At 66.2% G+C, this 17,313-nt stretch carries 15 protein-coding genes; 13 read left to right on the forward strand and 2 right to left on the reverse strand.

Features of this window, described 5'->3' with window-relative positions:
- The first annotated feature begins 201 nt into the window (after window positions 1-201).
- From rplS to AB656_RS07475, 9 genes are all read left to right on the forward strand, one after another.
- Complete coding sequence (rplS, locus tag AB656_RS07435; RefSeq protein ID WP_414630298.1) at window positions 202-570, forward strand: 50S ribosomal protein L19; 369 nt, start codon at window positions 202-204, stop codon at window positions 568-570.
- Between the two features lie 205 nt (window positions 571-775).
- Window positions 776-1,630, forward strand: a complete 855-nt coding sequence (gene lepB / locus AB656_RS07440) for a signal peptidase I (protein ID WP_414630299.1) — start codon at window positions 776-778, stop codon at window positions 1,628-1,630.
- A complete protein-coding gene (locus AB656_RS07445; protein ID WP_081924898.1) occupies window positions 1,627-2,349 on the forward strand; it encodes a ribonuclease HII in 723 nt (240 codons plus the stop codon). Before lepB ends, AB656_RS07445 begins: the two co-directional genes overlap by 4 nt.
- Before the next feature lie 71 nt (window positions 2,350-2,420).
- Window positions 2,421-3,533, forward strand: coding sequence for a LacI family DNA-binding transcriptional regulator (locus tag AB656_RS07450; RefSeq protein WP_033504724.1), 1,113 nt, complete (start codon window positions 2,421-2,423; stop codon window positions 3,531-3,533).
- 162 nt (window positions 3,534-3,695) lie between these two features.
- Complete coding sequence (locus AB656_RS07455; RefSeq protein ID WP_051905369.1) at window positions 3,696-5,324, forward strand: xylulokinase; 1,629 nt, start codon at window positions 3,696-3,698, stop codon at window positions 5,322-5,324.
- Window positions 5,325-5,403: 79 nt separating this feature from the next.
- The gene (locus AB656_RS07460; RefSeq protein WP_033504725.1) at window positions 5,404-6,096 is read left to right on the forward strand and encodes an L-ribulose-5-phosphate 4-epimerase; all 693 of its coding nucleotides are present in this window, start codon (window positions 5,404-5,406) and stop codon (window positions 6,094-6,096) included.
- A 150-nt stretch (window positions 6,097-6,246) separates the two neighbouring features.
- Window positions 6,247-7,758, forward strand: a complete 1,512-nt coding sequence (gene araA / locus AB656_RS07465) for an L-arabinose isomerase (RefSeq protein WP_033504726.1) — start codon at window positions 6,247-6,249, stop codon at window positions 7,756-7,758.
- A gap of 253 nt (window positions 7,759-8,011) precedes the next feature.
- Window positions 8,012-8,860, forward strand: a complete 849-nt coding sequence (locus tag AB656_RS07470) for an aldo/keto reductase (protein WP_033504727.1) — start codon at window positions 8,012-8,014, stop codon at window positions 8,858-8,860.
- A gap of 2 nt (window positions 8,861-8,862) precedes the next feature.
- Window positions 8,863-9,636 (forward strand): HNH endonuclease family protein, encoded by a 774-nt coding sequence (locus AB656_RS07475; RefSeq protein WP_033504728.1) that lies wholly within the window; start codon window positions 8,863-8,865, stop codon window positions 9,634-9,636.
- A gap of 29 nt (window positions 9,637-9,665) precedes the next feature.
- Here the strand turns inward: AB656_RS07475 and AB656_RS07480 are convergent, their stop codons facing one another.
- A complete protein-coding gene (locus tag AB656_RS07480) occupies window positions 9,666-11,315 on the reverse strand; it encodes an MDR family MFS transporter (protein ID WP_081924897.1) in 1,650 nt (549 codons plus the stop codon).
- Window positions 11,316-11,636: 321 nt separating this feature from the next.
- Between AB656_RS07480 and AB656_RS07485 the strand changes: the two genes are divergently transcribed.
- From AB656_RS07485 to pstB, 4 genes are all read left to right on the forward strand, one after another.
- Window positions 11,637-12,776 (forward strand): phosphate ABC transporter substrate-binding protein PstS, encoded by a 1,140-nt coding sequence (locus AB656_RS07485; protein ID WP_033504729.1) that lies wholly within the window; start codon window positions 11,637-11,639, stop codon window positions 12,774-12,776.
- A complete protein-coding gene (gene pstC / locus AB656_RS07490; protein ID WP_236681875.1) occupies window positions 12,773-13,822 on the forward strand; it encodes a phosphate ABC transporter permease subunit PstC in 1,050 nt (349 codons plus the stop codon). Before AB656_RS07485 ends, pstC begins: the two co-directional genes overlap by 4 nt.
- Window positions 13,819-14,874: a phosphate ABC transporter permease PstA gene (pstA, locus tag AB656_RS07495; RefSeq protein ID WP_081924895.1), complete on the forward strand. Its 1,056-nt coding sequence runs from the start codon at window positions 13,819-13,821 to the stop codon at window positions 14,872-14,874. The genes pstC and pstA overlap by 4 nt, the downstream gene beginning before the upstream one ends.
- Before the next feature lie 93 nt (window positions 14,875-14,967).
- A complete protein-coding gene (gene pstB / locus AB656_RS07500; protein ID WP_033504731.1) occupies window positions 14,968-15,747 on the forward strand; it encodes a phosphate ABC transporter ATP-binding protein PstB in 780 nt (259 codons plus the stop codon).
- A gap of 135 nt (window positions 15,748-15,882) precedes the next feature.
- Here pstB and AB656_RS07505 read toward each other — a convergent pair whose 3' ends face one another.
- The gene (locus tag AB656_RS07505; RefSeq protein ID WP_052201427.1) at window positions 15,883-17,091 is read right to left on the reverse strand and encodes an RCC1 domain-containing protein; all 1,209 of its coding nucleotides are present in this window, start codon (window positions 17,089-17,091) and stop codon (window positions 15,883-15,885) included.
- Window positions 17,092-17,313 lie beyond the last annotated feature (222 nt).

Genomic DNA, 17,313 nt, shown 5'->3' on the forward strand with positions numbered 1-17,313 from the left:
TCGGTGGGGTAAGGTTAAGAGATGTTGTGCCGGGAGACGGGCCGCCGCATAGGTCCCCTCCCTCAAGGTCCAGCCGGTTCGTCCGGCGGATCGGCGCTCCTCGTGGGCTGACCCACGGGGTTAAGCAGAGGCAGGACGGTGGTCGAACCGGGCCGTGCCCAAGGACAGTGCGCTGATATGCGGCGGCGACGGAGGCAGATTATGAACGCGATTGATCAATTCGACGCCAAGCACATGAAGGATGCGGACGCGATTCCGTCCTTCCGCCCCGGTGACACCATCGAGGTGAACGTGAACATCCGCGAGGGTGATCACACTCGTATTCAGACTTTCACCGGCGTCGTCATCGCCTTGTCGGGCAAGGGCGTGCGCGAGACCGTCCTGGTGCGCAAGGTCAGCTTCGGAGTAGGTGTGGAGCGTCGCTTCCCCCTGCACTCCCCGCAGATCGATTCGATTAAGGTCACCCGCCGTGGCCGCGTCCGACGCGCCAAGCTCTACTACCTGCGCAACCTGCGTGGTAAGGCGGCCCGCATCCCCGAGCGTCGTGACGCCAAGGAAGATCAGCGCTGAGTTCGCTCCAGGCCCTGAGGGTCTGGTCGGGTGGCTTTTGAACGAGGTCGCCTATCATGTGGAGGGTCCGAAAGTCTGACGGCTTTCGGACCCTTTCTGCGCTAAGCTGCCAAGAGCGGCGGACCTCGCTCGGGGTCCGGGCCCTTGTGCCCGCTCGCGTCGTGTCGGTAGGCGGGGTCGTTGGAACCCAGGGGAAGGAACTTACATGGCCAGGAAGGGCGGTGGCTTGAGGGACCAGTCGCGTCCCAACCGGCTTTCCGCGCCCTATGCCAAGCCCAAGTCCGGCGACGAGGTTCGTGAGGCCTTCGAACTCCACCCCCGCCACGCTACACGGATGGTCCTGCCTGAATCCATCCGCTATGAGTTGGTCGACACTGTGCGCAACTTCATGCTGGCCGTCCTGATTCCGATCCTGCTGGTCCTGACGGTGCGCGTCTTTCTGGTTGGGCAGTACATGATTCCCTCCGGTTCGATGGAGAACACGCTGGAGGTCGAAGACCGCGTGCTCACGAGCCAAAACCTGACCCTCAACCTGGCTAAGCTCCAGCGTGGCGACGTGATCGTCTTCCATGACCCGGCCGATTGGCTCAGCGGCGAGAGCGCCTCGAACGCGGGCGATGATTTCCTGATCAAGCGGCTGATCGGCCTGCCGGGGGACAGGGTCTCCTGCGCGGGCAGGGGAGAGCCGGTCAAGGTCAACGGCGTGGCCATTGATGAATCCTCTTACGTAAAGGCGGGCGTGCAGCCGAGCTCATTCGCTTTCGCCGTGACGGTGCCGGCCGGGCACCTGTTCGTGCTGGGCGACAACCGCGCCGATTCAGCGGATTCGCGCTATCACGTCGATGATGGCGCCCAAGGCACGGTGCCGGTGGAGAACGTGGCGGGCGTGGCGCTGGCCACCTGCTGGCCCTTGAGCCGTTTCAAGCGGCTGGACAACCAGCATGGGCCCTTCGCTTCGGTGCCCGATATCAATCAGTCTGTTGCGTCGGACGCTGCCGACGGCCCCGCCTCGCAAGCCGGTTCCGCTTCCAGTGCCAGCGTTCGTTCGGAGGGTCAATGACGGCGCGTCGGGTGAAACCCACCCTGGCCCTGGAACGCTCCCTGGCGGACCTGGGCGCCCGCTGGGTGGTCGGGTTTGACGAGGTGGGACGGGGAGCCCTGGCGGGGCCGGTCATGGTCGGTGCCGCCGCCCTGCGCGCCGACCGCCTGCCGGATTTGGCGGTGCCGGAAGGGCTGGCCGACTCCAAGCGGCTGAGCCCAGCCGCGCGCGAGGGCCTTGTCCCAGGTCTGGAGACCTGGGCGGATGCCTGGGCTGTGGGTTCGGCCAGCAATCAGGAGATTGACCAGTGGGGGATCATGCACGCTCTGGGCCTGGCCGCTTTGCGGGCCCTGGCCAGCGTGGAGGAGGGCCTGGGCCTGGCGGGGCCCTGCGGGTGCCGGTCCGGCGCTTCGGCTTCGCGGACCTTGGCCGCGATCCTGGACGGCCCTTACGACTACATATCCAAGGCCCTGGGCACCCTGGACGCCCCGGTTCCCCAGCTTCCGGCGGAAGTGAGCGTGCAAGTCAAGGCCGATGCCTCCTGCGCCAGCGTGGCTTGCGCCTCGGTCCTGGCCAAGGTGACCCGCGACCGGCTGATGGTGGATTTAGCGCGGACCCACCCCGAGTTCGCCCCCTACGATTGGGCCAATAACAAGGGTTACGGCTCGCCCAAGCACCAGGCGGCGATCGCCAGCCTTGGCCCCACCGACCTCCATCGGGTCAGCTGGCACCTGGTTTGACTCCTGCATTGAGGGCCAGTGGGGGAGTAAGCTCGTAAGGGCCTTGATAGGCGGGAGCGAAGGAGGTGGCCATGCCGGCGACCAGGCGAGGGAGCAATCGTCCATCCATCTTTCAGGTGGCGCATCTGGCAGGGGTGTCCCACCAGACCGTCTCGCGTGTCATCAACCATTCGCCCGACGTCTCCGCGCCCACCCGCGCTAAGGTCCAGGACGCGATCAATCGCCTGGGCTACCGGCCCAGCAACTCAGCCCGCGCCCTGGCTTCGGCCCGCTCCCGCACGATCGGCCTGATCGCCGGCGGGGTGGACCACTTCGGCCCGGTCTCCTCGATCACTTCGATCGAATCGATCGCCCGGCAACACGGCCTGTTCATGTCGGTCATGATGGTGGACGAGGCCAGCTGCACCCAGGCCGACTTCGAGTCCATGTGCGAGAGCTTCCTCCAGCAGAACGTGGACGCGTTCATTTTCCTGACCCCGACCGATGCCATGTTCGAGGCGGCTTGCAAGGCGCAGGTCAGCCAGCCCAGGGTGATCGTCACCTCGACCCACGGGGCCATGCGCGCCGACGAGGGCCTAAGCCTGGTGCGCGACTCCCGGCCTATCGCCATGACCGGCATCGACCAGTGGGGGGCCGTGCAGGAAGTGGCCCGGCTCCTTCACGCCCGAGGCCACAGGACCGCCTTGTATATGGCTGGCCCTACGGAGTGGCGGGATGCGGCCACCCGCTTGGATTCCTGGAGGGCGGCGGCCAAGCACTACAGGATTCGCACCGTGGTGGTGCGCTCCGGCAGTTGGCGGGCCCGCGAGTCCTACGCCCTGATGAACCACCTGATCGACGAGCGGGGGATGAACGGGAGCTCCCTGCCGTCGGTCGTGGTCACCGCCGACGACAACCAGGCCGTGGGGGCGGCCCGGGCCCTGCACGAGCACGGCTTGCGCATCCCGCAGGACATATCCCTGGTGGGATTCGACGACATACCGACTGTGGATAACATGTACCCCCCGCTGACCACGGTCCGCCCCCGCTTCGCTGACCTTGGGGTCGCCACCATGCGCCAGGCCCTGGCATTGACGAACCAGGGCGCCCCGGTTGAGCTTCCGGTCACGCGCCACGGGGTGGGGCTGATCCAGGCCGACCTGGTCCTGCGCTCCTCTCTGGGCCACGCCGTCAGCCGGCTCTAGCCCATACCGTCCCCCGCCTCCGCGTTTGCTCAAGCGGGATTGAGCGACTATAATCTGACCATAGAATGTGAGCGCTCACAATCCATGCTCAGACGGCTGAATACCCGGCCGCTGACGGGGGTCGAGCGCGCAGGCGTTGATTGGTCACAAGGGAGTTGCGCCATGACGAATCCGAATGAGAGCAAGCCCACGCCCCAGGGCGCGGCCCAAGCCATAAGGGAAGGCAGGACCCGCCTGGGCATCGAGCTGGGCTCCACCCGCATCAAGGCCGTCCTGATCGACGAGGACTGCCGGACCTTGGCTTCGGGCGATTACGGCTGGGAGAACCAGCTGGTTGATGGGCTGTGGACCTATCCGCTGGAAGAGGTTTGGCGGGGCTTGCAGGCCGCATACGCCGCCTTGGCCGAGGACGTGCGCTCCCGCTACGGTCTGGGGCTGACGCGTATAGGCGCTATGGGCTTTTCCGCGATGATGCACGGCTACCTGGCCTTCGACCGTTCCGGTGAGCTCCTGGTGCCCTTCCGCACCTGGCGCAACACCAACACCGGCCAGGCCCACGAGCGGCTCTCCGAGCTCTTCCGCTTCAACATCCCCGAGCGCTGGTCGATCGCCCACCTCTACCAGGCGATCCTGGATGATGAGCCTCATGTGCCCCGGCTTGGCTTTTTCACGACCCTTGCCGGCTACGTGCACTGGAAGCTGACCGGTCGCAAGGTCATCGGCATCGGCGACGCCTCGGGCATGTTCCCGATCGATTCGACCACCCGCCAGTTCGACCAGGCCATGCTCGACGCCTTCCGGGGCCTGCCCGAGGTGGCGGCCCAGCCTTGGGACATAGCCGACCTGCTGCCTGAGCCCCTGGTCGCTGGCCAGGACGCTGGCAGCCTGAGCGCCGAGGGGGCCAAGCTCCTCGACCCGACCGGCGCCCTCCAGCCCGGCTCGCCGTTGGCCCCGCCCGAGGGCGACGCGGGCACGGGCATGGTGGCCACCAACGCGGTCAGGCCCCGCACCGGCAACGTCTCGGCCGGCACTTCGATCTTCGCTATGGTCGTCCTGGAACGCCGCCTGGTCGCCCTGCACCCGGAAGTGGACCCGGTCACCACGCCGGCCGGCGACCCGGCGGGCATGAGCCATGCTAACAACTTCACCTCCGATCTGAACGCCTGGGTGAAAGTCTTCTCCGATTTCGCCCAAGCATCCGGACTGTCGATGAGCGAAGGCGACTTGTACGCCACGCTCTTCCGGTCGGCCCTGGAGGGGGACGCGGACGCAGGCGGATTGGTCAACTACTGCTTCTACTCGGGTGAGTTCCTGGCTGGCCTGGAGCAAGGTCGGCCGGTTTTCGCCCGGGGCCCTGAGTCCCGGATGAGCCTGTCCAACTTCATGCGCGCCCAGCTCTTCTCCGCCTTCTCGCCAGTCAAAATCGGCATGGATGTGATGACCAAGCAGGAGGGGGTGCAGGTGGATTCTCTGGTAGGTCACGGCGGTGTCTTCGCTACGCCCAAGGTGGCGCAAAAAATCCTGGCTGCCGCCTTCGACGCCCCGATCAAGGTCATGGCGACCGCGGCCGAAGGCGGCGCTTGGGGGATGGCCGTCCTGGCCGATTACCTGGGCCACAGGGATCAGAGCCTGGCGGATTACCTGGATTCGCGGGTCTTCGCCGGGGTCGCTTCCACCACCGAAGAGCCTGATCCCCAGGATGTGAAGGGCTTCGAGGCCTTCTTCGACCGCTGGCGGCAAGGTCTGCCGATCGAACGGGCCGCGATTGGGGCGATTCCCCTGCAATCCTGAGCCAGCCGGGGCTTACCTGGCGAAGAAGCGTGTAAACGGTGTCTGGATAGGGCGCCACAAGACAGCGATAGGAGCTGAAATGGCTACATTGGCAGACTATTCACCCGAGGTGCGGGCTGAGGTCAAACAGGTGCGCGAGCAGGTGGCGACCCTGCACGAGCAGCTGATTAAGTGGAACCTGGTGGTGTGGACGGCCGGGAACGTCTCCCAGCGTCTGCGCAGCGCGGACCTGATGGTCATCAAGCCTTCCGGGGTGCGCTATGATTTCCTGACCCCGCAGTCCATGGTGGTCACCGACCTGGAGGGCAACGTGGTGGACGGCCTGGAGGCCCCCAGCTCGGACACGGCCTCACACGCCTACATCTACCGGCACATGCCGAACGTGTACGGCGTGGTGCACACCCACTCCACTTACGCCACCGCCTGGGCGGCCACCGGCAAGGAGATCCCCTGCGGGTTGACGATGATGGGCGACGAGTTCGGCGGTCCAGTGCCGGTCGGCCCCTTTGAGCTGATCGGCTCCGAGCAAATCGGCAAGGGCGTGGTGGAGACCCTGGAGCGCTACCCCCATTCGCCCGCCGTGCTGATGCGCAACCACGGGCCGTTCACGATAGGCAAGGACGCGGAGGACGCGGTCAAGGCTGCTGCGATGACCGAGGAGGTGGCGCACACCATGTGGGCCGCCAGCCAGCTGGGCAAGATCATCGAGCTTGACCCGGATGACATCGACAAGCTCAACGATCGCTACCAGAACGTCTACGGCCAGCACTGACGCTGCCCCCGCCACCTCGCCTAGCGCCTTGGTTCGGGCCTGAGCCCCGCCAGGACGCGCAGACCGGTGGAAACCTGAAATACCCAGCAGTACAATCAGCCCCCTCGCCACCCGGAGCGGCGGGCAGGGGGCGGGAAAGAGAGCACACCCATGGAAAACCCCTTTGAAGGCAAGGAAATCTGGTTCGGCGTCGGATCGCAGGACCTCTACGGTGAGGACACCCTGCGGCAGGTGGCCGCCCAGTCCGCCGAAATCGTGGACGCTTGGAACAAGACCGGCAGGATTCCAGTCAAGCTGGTCCTCAAACCCACGCTGAAGTCCTCTGACGGCATCAAGCGGTTCATGGTCGAGGCCTCGGCAGATCCCGACTGCATCGGCGTGGTGGCCTGGATGCACACCTTCTCGCCGGCGAAGATGTGGATACGCGGCCTGGAGGCGCTGACCAAGCCCCTGCTTCAGCTCAACACCCAGCATCACTTCGAGATCCCCTGGGACACGATTGACATGGACTTCATGAACCTGAACCAGTCGGCCCACGGCGACCGCGAGTTCGGCTACATCCTGACCCGCATGGGCGTGCCGCGCAAGATCGTGGTCGGTCACTACACCGACCCGCAGGTGGCCGAGCAGATCGGCACCTGGGCCCGCGCCTGCGCCGGATGGGACGCCGCCCAGAACATGCGCGTGATGCGCTGGGGCGACAACATGCGCAACGTGGCCGTGACCGAGGGCGACAAGACCGAGGCCGAACGGGTCTTCGGCACCCAGGTCAACACCTGGGCCGTCAACGAGCTGGTCTCCTATGTGGACAAGGTCAAGGACGACCAGGTGAAGGACCTGATCGAGGACTATAAGGCCAAGTACGACGTGGCCCCCGAGCTCCTGGACAAGCGTTACGACTCCCTGTTCACCGCCGCCAAGGAGGAGGCCGGCATGGTGAACATGATGGAGGACTACGGCGCCACCGCTGCCGTCGACAACTTCGAGGACCTCGGCACCCTGAGCCAGCTGCCTGGCGTCGGCGCCCAGCGGCTCCCCTCCGAGCACGGCTACGGCTTCTCCGCCGAGGGCGACTGGAAGACCTCCATGCTCGTGCGCATCGGCTCGGTGATGGGCGCAGGCCTGGACGGCGGCGCCTCGCTGATGGAGGACTACTCCTACAACTTCGTGCAGGGCCAGGAGGAGATCATGGGCTCGCACATGCTGGAGGTTTCGCCTTCGGTGGGTTCGATGGCCAAGCCCAAGCTGGAGATCCACCCGCTGGGCATCGGCGGCAAGGCCGACCCTGTGCGCCTGGTCTTCTCGGTCGCTCCGCGCAGGGACGCGGTCGTGGTCTCGATGGCCGACATGCGCGAGCGTTTCCGCCTGGTCATGAACGTGGTCGACGTAGTGGAGCCCGGCGGCTCCTTGAAGGTGCTGCCGACCGCGCGCGCCCTGTGGAAGCCGCAGCCCAGCTTGAAGGTGTCCGCTGAGTGCTGGCTGCGCTCCGGCGCCGCCCACCACACCTGCATGACCACCTCGGTGGGGCGCGAGGCCTGGGAGGACTTCGCCCGCATCGCTGGGGTGGAGCTGGCTGTGATCGACCAGGACACCACGCCGGATCGGTTCGAGAAGGACATGATGATGGAGGAAATCTACCATCGGTTGGATAACCAGCGCTGAGTTCGGCCTGAGTCGGGCCTGAGCAGCCCAGTAGCCGACAAGGGGCCGGTCGTCGATTGTGGCGGCCGGCCCTTCGCGTGCCTGGAGGCGGTGCGCGCGAGGGTCCGAGAGCGCTTCCTAGCGCGTTTGCGCGAGATTCGACCACATGGCTGACAGGCCCCTAGTCCGGCGGCGGGTGGCCGACTAGAGTGGTCCCTGGAACCGACGGAGACGAAGCGCGCGGCGTGCGCGCGGACGGGCGGAGGAAGCGACTATGGGCCAAGTGCCGGGTATCGCGTTGCGGGACGGTAGGACGATTCCCCAGGTAGGCCTGGGCGTGTTGCGGGTGGAGGACGAGCGCACCGCCGGGGTGGTGGCATCCGCCCTGGAAGTGGGCTACCGGCATATCGACACGGCGGCGGGCTACGGCAATGAGCGAGGCGTGGGCCAGGGGCTGGCCCAGGCGGGTCTCGCCGATTGGCCGGAGCGGGAGGATTTGTGGCTGACGACCAAGCTCAAAGACTCCGAGCAGGGCTATGACAACGCGCTGAAGGCCTTCGACCGCCAACTTGGTCTGCTGGGCACCGACTACGTGGACCTGTACATGATCCACTGGCCCACGCCCTTTAACTGGCGGGCGGACCGGACCTGGCGGGCCTTCGACCGCCTGCGCCAGGAGGGCCGCGCGCGCTCGCTGGGCGTGTGCAATTTTCTGCCCGAACATCTGGATCGCCTTCATAAGGAGACCGGCGAGTACCCGGTCGTCAACCAGATCGAGCTTCACCCCAGCTGGCAGCAGCGGGAGACGGTCGCTTACTGCCGAGAGCATGGCATAGCGGTGGAAGCGTACTCGCCCCTGGCGCGCGGCGCCGACCTGGAGGCCGGAGGAGGCCTGATAGCCGCCATAGCCCGCGCCCACGGGGTCAGTCCCGCCCAGGTGATTCTGCGCTGGCATATTGAGAACGGGACCATCATCATCCCCAAGTCCGTCCGCCGCGCACGGCAAGTGGAGAACCTGGATCTCTTCTCCTTCTCGCTGAGCCAGGGTGAGCACGTCCAAATCGACGCCCTGGACGGGCCGACCCGAGCCGGCCACGATCCGTTGACTTTCACTTACGCCTGATTATGGGCGCTTATAGACCAAGCGGCGGCTCCAGGCGCGGCCGCCGGAGCCCGGGATCGGCCCGTTTCCGCTCCTCCAGCCTAGGCGAGCGCCTGCTGATCGCGCTGGTGGTCGCTGTCGTCATCGGCGTCACCATCGGCTTGCTCCTGCCTCGCCTGAGCCCGCAGGTCTCGCGGATGACCGGGGGCTATACGGCGAGCGGCGACGCGGCGAACACCCTGGGGACCTTGAGCGTCGTGGACCGACCCAAACCCCACCACCATTACAACCGCGACAGCTTTGGCTTCAAGATGACCGACGAGGATGGCAACGGCTGCAACATCCGCGAGGATGTGCTCACCAGGGATTTAAAGGACGTGCGCACCACCACGCCCGGCGGCTGCAAGGTCGCCAGCGGGATTTTGCACGACCCCTACACCGGCAAGACGATCGCTTTCACCCGGGGGGCGCGCACCAGCGCCCAGGTGCAGATCGACCATGTTGTAGCCTTGGAGGACGCCTGGCAGTCCGGGGCTAGCGAGTGGGACCAGGCCCGGCGCTACCAGCTGGGCAACGACCCGTACAACCTCCTGGCCGTGGATGGTCCTTCCAACCAGGAGAAGGGCTCAGCCTCAGCCGCCTACTGGCTGCCGCCCCAGGCCAGCTACCGCTGCGACTACGTAGCCCGGCAGATCGGGGTCAAGTCCAAGTACGAGCTGAGTGTCACCTCCCAGGAGAAGGACGCCATGATGATGGTCCTGCACTCCTGCCCTGGGCAGCCGGTGCCCAGTAAGTGAGCGTGGGCTCGCGCCCGATAAGGGGCTGATCAGTCCTTACCGATGGGCTTGGCGGGAGCGTTGAGCGGGGGCGTGGTCATCTGTGTGGCCGCGGCCTCCTCCTTCTGATCGGCTTCTTCCTCGCTGGTGGAAGAGCTGCGGGCGGAAGCGGCCCCAGGCACATGGACGAAACGGATGTGGCGCAGGACCATGCGGGTCATGGCCCGGCCCGAGCCCGCGTCCTCGCCGCGCACGCCGAAGTAGACCAGGGCCAACATGCAGAAGCAGATGATGGCGGAGATGCGCAGGGCCCACTGGACGCCGAAGATATTCGAGGCGACCTGGGTGGAGGCGCCACCGCCGATGGCCTGGTGGTGGATGGAGGTGATCGTCTCCATCAGGATGACCAGGACCGGCGCGCCGACCGCTCCGGCTATCTGGCGGGCTGTGTTGGTCACGGCGGACCCGGCGGACAGATTCTTGGGCGGCAGGTTGTTCAGAGACCAGGTGGTCAGCGGCATCAGCGTGAAGCCCATGCCGATCTGGCGGATGAACTGGAGGATGGAGACCATGCCGATCCAGGTGGTCGCTCCGATCATGCTCATGCCCAAGGTGCCCAGGAAGAGGATGGTGCAGCCGGTCAGGGCCACAGGCCGGGCCCCCATTCGGTCCAGGAGGCGGCCGCCGAAGAACTGGGCGATGGCGGTGCCGATCGCGCCGGGCAGCATGACCAGGCCCGACATGGTGGCCGAGAAGCCTCGGTCGGTCTGGATGTACAGGGGCAGGATCACCGTCACGGAGCTGAAGGCGAAGAAGGAGAGGGAGGCGATGGCGGTGCCGACCGTGAAGTTCTTGACCTTAAGCACCCGCAGGTCCAGCAGGGGCTTGGCCTGGTGGAGCTGACGCAGGCAGAACCAGACGATGCCGACCAGACCGATCGCCGTCGGTAGCCAGAACATCGGGCTGGACAGCGAGAAGGTCTCGATGTTGGTGAATCCGAACATCAGCCCGCCGAAGCCGAAGATCGACAGGGCCACCGAGAAGAAGTCGGTCTTGATGGACTTGTCAGTACTGCCGAAATCGCGCAGCCACAGGATGGAGACGATCAGCGCCAAGGCGCCCAGCGCCGCGAGGGAGAGGAAGATGGAGCGCCAGCCGTGGGAGTCGGTCTGCCAGCCGCCGAAGGTGGGGCCGATGGCCGGGGCCACGCTCATGGCTACGCCGACCGTCCCCATGGCCATGCCGCGCTTGGCCAGCGGGTAGATGGAGAAGACCGTGATCTGCAGGACCGGCCACATGGCGCCGGTGCCGACCGCTTCCAGGACGCGGCCTAGGAGGACCAGCGCGAACGATGTGGACTGCCAGCTCAGCAGGGAGCCGATGGTGAAGATCGTCATCGAGGTGATCACGATCTGCCTGGTGGAGAAGCGCTTGGTCAGGAAGCCGGTCAGCGGCACCATGACGCCCATCACCAGCTGGAAGACCGAGGTCATCCACTGACCGGTGGTCAGGGTGATGTGGAATTCGCCCACGATGGTGGGCAGGGCTGAAGCCAACTGGAGCTGGGTAAAGTTGCCCAAAAAGGTGATGGCGGTAAGGATGGATAGGGAAATCAGGGCCGTCCTTGTTAAATGCCCGTCGGTGTAAGCCGCCTCCCTAGTGAGCGCCTGCTTGCTTGCAGTCAGCTCCGGCTTCCTCATGCACAACCACTTCCTTTTCTCGTGTCCGATTAACTGGACCGCTGAGTGCGGATTTTCCCAGATTCATCAGTTCTACCATGCGTGTTAACGCGGTGTTTCGTCTCGTGATACGTAGTAATGGTGGACCGCTCGTCCAGAATTCCGCCCATGGGAAAAGGGAGGACAGTTCTTGCTCCTCCGCCGCGAACCCTGTGAAAAGATTCGTCCAACACAATTTCACCCTAGTACTTGGGCTGGATTAGGGCCGGCTGGCGCCATTCATCATCAGGTTCGGTTAAGCTGGTTCATGTGGCTCTTTCTGATGACCAGTCAAGGAGAAACATGAGCAAGCCTGCCTTCGTTCGAGGCGCGGCCCTGCTGACCGCTTTCGCCCTGACGCTGTCCCTTGCCGCATGCGGGGACAATGAGCCGGCTTCCGCGCCCCAGCGGTCCGGGCAGCCGGCGGCGGTGGATTTGCCCGGCGAATACGCGGGCTCGGGGGCCTCCTCCCAGCAATCGGCCGACGAAGCTTGGATCGCCTCCTTCCATGCCGGGCATCCCTCGTCCCGAATCTCCTACGACCCGGCGGGCTCCGGGGCTGGCGTCACCGCCTTCCTGTCCGGCGCGGTCGTCTGGGCCGGCACCGACGAGCCCTTGACCCAGGACCAGGTGGAGGCCTCCCGGTCCGTCTGCGCGACCGGTTCCGCCTTTGACCTGCCGGTCTACGCCACCCCGATCGCCTTCGCTTATAATCTGCCTTCGGCCGGGCTGAACCAGGCCGGCCGCCACCTCAAGATGGACCCGGCCACCGTGGCGCGGATTTTCGACGGGCGCATCACCCGCTGGAACGACCCCCGCTTGGTCCGGCTCAACCCTGGGGTGGACCTGCCTGACTTGCCAATCACCGTGATTCACCGCTCCGACAAATCCGGCACCACCAAGAGCCTGACTTCCTACCTCAAGGCCGCGGCTGGCGACGCTTGGCCCCACAAGCCGGGCGAGAACTGGCCCAACGATGTGGGCCAGGGCGCGAAGGGCACCTCGGGCCTGGTGATGACGCTGACCCAGGCTGAGGGCACGTTCGGCTACGCCGACGCCGCCCAGACCACAGGCTTGGGCACGGTCGCGGTCAAGGTGGGCGAGGGATACGAACCGGCCTCGGCCAAGGGCGCCGCCAAGGCCCTGGACCACTCCTCCTTCCTGCCGCAGCCTGCGGGATCCTTGCGTCAAGTGATCGATGTGGACTACGCCAGCCAGACCCCGGGCGCCTACCCGGTCCTCCTGGTCTCCTACGACGTGGTCTGCCAGGCTTACAAGCGCGATCCAGACCGGCGTAAGGCCACGTTCGCCAAGGCCTGGCTGACTTACTTGGCCTCTGAGGACGGGCAGGCCCAGGCTGCGTCCAACGCCGGATCGGCCCCCCTGAGCCCGGCCGTGCGCGAGCGGATCATGGGCTCCGTGCGAGCGATCGAGGGCGCATGAGCGCGGGACGGGAAAGTCGGGATGACATGGACCGGTCGGATGAATCATTGAAAACCTCAGCGCCGCCCGAGCTCGCGGAGCCCGCACCATCCGGTAAGCGAGGCGGATCAGCGGATGGTGCGTCGTCGGGCCGTGTGGCCGATAAAGCCTTCAAGGCTTGCGCTTGGGGGGCAGGACTGCTGATTCTTGTGGCCTTGGCCGCTGTCACCCTCTTCCTGGTCTTGCGGGCCTTGCCCGCCTTCACCGGCGATCCGGCGGCGCGCGCCTCGGCCTTGGACTCCCTGTCCGGCGGGCGTGCCCACGGCTTCCTGTCGTACGTGGGGCCTCTCTTGTTCGGTACGGTCCTGATCGCAGGCCTGGCCCTGCTGGTCGCCTTCCCGATTTCGACCGGCATCGCCCTCTTCATCACCCACTACGCCCCCCGCCGCCTGTCCTCGGCGCTGTCGGCCGTGATCGACCTCCTGGCCGCCATCCCGTCAGTGATTTACGGCCTGTGGGGGGCGCTGGTCCTGGTGCCCGCGATCACCGGCTTCTGGGCATGGGTGGCGCGCTGGCTGGGCTGGATTCCAATCTTCGCTGGGCCCGCAGCGGCGCCCGCCCGCTCGGTCGCCACAGTCGCCCTGGTTCTGGCTGTCATGATCATCCCAATCATCAGCTCGGTGGCCCGAGACATCTTCGCTCAAGCACCCCGTCTCCAGCAGGAGGCCGCCTTGGCCCTGGGCGCCACCAAGTGGGAGACCATCCGCCTGGCCGTCCTGCCCTTCGGCCGTGCAGGGCTGATTTCCGCCTCGATGCTGGGCCTGGGCCGCGCCCTGGGCGAGACCATGGCCGTGCTGATGATCCTCTCTCCCGGCCTGACCTACTCGGTGCGCCTGCTGAGGGCCTCGACCAACCAGACCATCGCCGCCAACATCGCCGCCCAGTTCCCGGAGGCCAATTCGATGGGCGTGTCCACCCTGATCGCCAGCGGCCTGGTCCTCTTCGCCATCACCTTCCTGGTCAACTATCTAGCCCGGCGCATCACGCGGAAGGGGGGTGCGCGATGAGACAGTCGGACATAGCCAATCCCAAGGAGCTAAACCAGGTCTCCGATGACGGCCGCTCCGCGCGCGAACCGGGAGCGGAAACGGTCCCAGAGGCCAGGCCGGTCATCGACTTCGACCGCTTCCGCCCCACACGCTCCTCCATCCGGGCCCGCAAGCGCCACGACGGGGTCATGACCGCCCTGATCGCCTGCTCCTTCCTGATCGCCTTGGTCCCCCTGGCTTCGGTCCTGTGGGTCAGCGTCTCGCGCGGGGTCAAGCGCTTGAACTGGGATTTCCTGACCCACAACATGTCCGGCGTGGTGGGTGGCAACCCTACGGCCACCGGCGGCCACGGCGGCATCCTCCATGCGATCATCGGCACCTTGGAGGTCACGGCTGGAGCCATGGTCATCTCGGTGCCCATCGGGGTCATGTGCGCGGTCTTCCTGGTCGAGTACGCCTCCGGTTCCCGCTTGGCCCGCGCAGTCTCCCTGCTGGTGGACGTGATGAGCGGCATCCCCTCGATTGTGGCCGGCCTGTTCGCCTTCTCCATGTTCGCCGCGCTCGCGGGCCCCGGCACGGTCAACGGTTTCTCGGGTTCGGTGGCCCTCAGCCTGCTGATGGTGCCCACTGTGGTCAAGACCTCGGAGGATATGCTCCGGGTGGTGCCCGACGATTTGCGCGAGGCGGCTTACGCCCTGGGCGTCAGCAAGCAGCGCACGATCACCCGAATAGTCTTGCGCACGGCCCTGCCTGGCATCGTCTCCGGCGTGATCCTGGCCACCGCCCGCGTGATCGGCGAGACGGCGCCCCTGCTGATCGCTTCGGGCTTCATCGCCTCCACCAACCCGAACTTGTTCTCCGGGCGCATGACCACCCTGCCGGTCTATGTCTACAATGAGTTCTCCCAGGGGCTGGCGGTTTGCGGGCCCGGCGCGGTCCCGGGCTGCGTGGCAGGCATCCGCATGGAGCGGGCCTGGTCCGCGGCGCTCGCGTTGATAGTCGTAGTCCTCTTGTTGAACCTGCTGGGGCGCTTGGTCTCGCGGGTCTTCTCTGCGAAAGCCAGTGAATGATGATGGATTCAATCATGCGATTCTGCCTGCGCCAGCCCGGCGCGGGGGAGCGGGGCGCCCGGAGCGGCGCCGAGCGGAAGGCGGTGCGGTGATATGGGCCAGCGAATCGACATCAACCACCTGAACGTCTACTACGGCGACTTCCTGGCCGTGCAGGACGTGAACATGACCATACGGCCCAACCAGGTCACCGCTTTCATCGGGCCCTCCGGCTGCGGCAAGTCCACGGTCTTGCGCACCTTGGACCGGATGCATGAGATCACGCCCGGCGCCCGGGTCGAGGGCCAGGTGCTCCTGGAAGGTCAGGACTTGTATGCGCCGGATGTGGACCCGGTCTCGGTGCGGCGCGATGTGGGCATGGTTTTCCAACGGGCCAACCCCTTCCCGACCATGTCGATCCGCCAGAACGTACTGGCTGGCATCACGCTGAATAACAAGCGCATCTCCAAGTCGGACGCGGACGATTTGGTGGAGTGGGCCCTGCGCGGCGCCAACCTGTGGAACGAGGTCAAGGACCGGTTGGACAAACCTGGCGTGGGTCTGTCGGGCGGCCAGCAGCAACGTCTGTGCATCGCGCGCGCGGTCGCCGTGCACCCGCAGGTCCTGCTGATGGATGAGCCGTGCTCGGCGCTCGACCCGATTTCCACCTTGGCGGTGGAGGATTTGATTAACGAGTTGAAGCGGGAGTATACGATTGTGATTGTGACCCACAACATGCAGCAAGCCGCCCGCGTCTCCGACTATACGGCTTTCTTCAACCTCAAGGCGGTGGGACAACCCGGCCACCTGGTCGAGATGGACGATACCACCACGATTTTCTCCAACCCCCATGAGGAGGACACCGAGCGCTACATCTCCGGCCGTTTCGGCTGAGGGAGGAGTGTAGCAGCAGGGCGAGGAGGGGTGCGCGTCAGCCTTGCTTCCGCAAGCGCTGTGGGAGGCAGCGGTATGGGATGGCCCGGCGGCTGGGTGTGGCTGCCGGGCCTGTTGTGTGTTGGGGTTGCTTGGTTATTTGCTGCTGGTGGTGGGTTGGTTGGTGTGGTGGTGTTTGCGGGTGATGTGGTGGCTGGTGAGGGTGAGGGCGGTGAGGGTGGTGAGGGTGAGGAGGGTGGCTCCCGCGAGTTGTTGGGTGGGGGCGCCGCCTGCTTTGGGCAGGGTGTAGTAGTGGGTGTAGTCGTAGGTGAGGGTGTGGTTGGGTTGGGTGGCGCCGTCGAGGGTCCAGTGGATGGTGACGGTGGCTTGTCCTTCGGGGTGGGTTGGGCTGGTGGTGTCCCAGGTGTGGGTGGTGGGGTTCCAGGTGGGTGTGGGGGCGTTGGTGGGCTCGAAGGTGGTGCCGGTGATGGTGATGGCGCGTGTGGTTGGGGTGGGGGTGTGTCGTTCGGTGGTGGTGGTGTCGCCGAGTTGGCCGTAGCCGTTGGCTCCCCAGTTGTAGGCGTGGCCGTCCCTGTTGAGGGCGAGGCTGTGGTAGCCGCCGGCGCTGATGGCGGTCCAGGTGTCGGTGTTGTCGGCGGCCGGGCTGGCGGGCGTGGGTTGTCGTTGGTCGGTGGTGTTGTCGTCGCCGAGTTGGCCGTTGTTGTCGGCTCCCCAGTTGTAGGCGTGGCCGTCGCGGTTGAGGGCGAGGTTGTGGCTGTCGCCGGCGCTGATGGTTTTCCAGGTGGCGGTGTTGTCGGCGGCGGGGTTGACGGGCGCGGGCGTGCTGTGGGGGTTCGGGTCGTTGGCGCCGTCGCCGAGTTGCCCGTGGGTGTTGGCTCCCCAGCTGTAGGCGTGGCCGTCCGCGCGGAGGGCGAGGTTGTGGTAGCCGCCGGCGCTGATGGTTTTCCAGGTGGCGGTGTTGTCGGTGGCCGGGTTGACGGGGGCGGGCGTGTTGCGGTCGCTGCTGCCGCCGTCGCCGAGTTGGCCGTTGCTGTTGGATCCCCAGCTGTAGAGGCGGCCGTCGCTGCTGATGGCGAGGCTGTGGTAGCCGCCGGCGCTGACGGCGGTGAACCGCACGCCCGGGGGCGTGCTCACCCGCACGGGCGCGCTGCGGCTGGCGCGGGTGCCGTCGCCGAGCTGGCCGTTGAAGTTGTACCCCCAGGCGTAGGTGTTGCCGTCGGTGCCGATGGCCAGGCTGTGGAAGCTGCCCGCGCTGATTTGGGTGAACCGGAGGGGTTGGGGCGGGTCGGGTGGTGTGATGTGGACGGTGGTGCCGCCGGTGTCCGGGCCCCGGGTGGGGGTCATGGTGAACCGTGGGGTCCTCCATGTGGCGGTCAGGGTCAGGTCGTTTCTGACGGGTTGGGTGAAGTCCCAGGGGCTGCCGTCGGGTTTGGCCCACCCGTCGAACCAGTGGCCCGCCCAAACCGGGTCGGGGACCGGCCAGTTGATGGGCTGCGGGTCGTCCGGGTACGAGTACTGGCTGGCGGGCGGGGTTCCCGGCGCCCCGCCCAGTTGGAAGCTGACGGT

Source organism: Bifidobacterium actinocoloniiforme DSM 22766 (genome assembly GCF_001263395.1).
GTDB classification, from domain to species: Bacteria; Actinomycetota; Actinomycetes; order Actinomycetales; family Bifidobacteriaceae; genus Bombiscardovia; species Bombiscardovia actinocoloniiformis.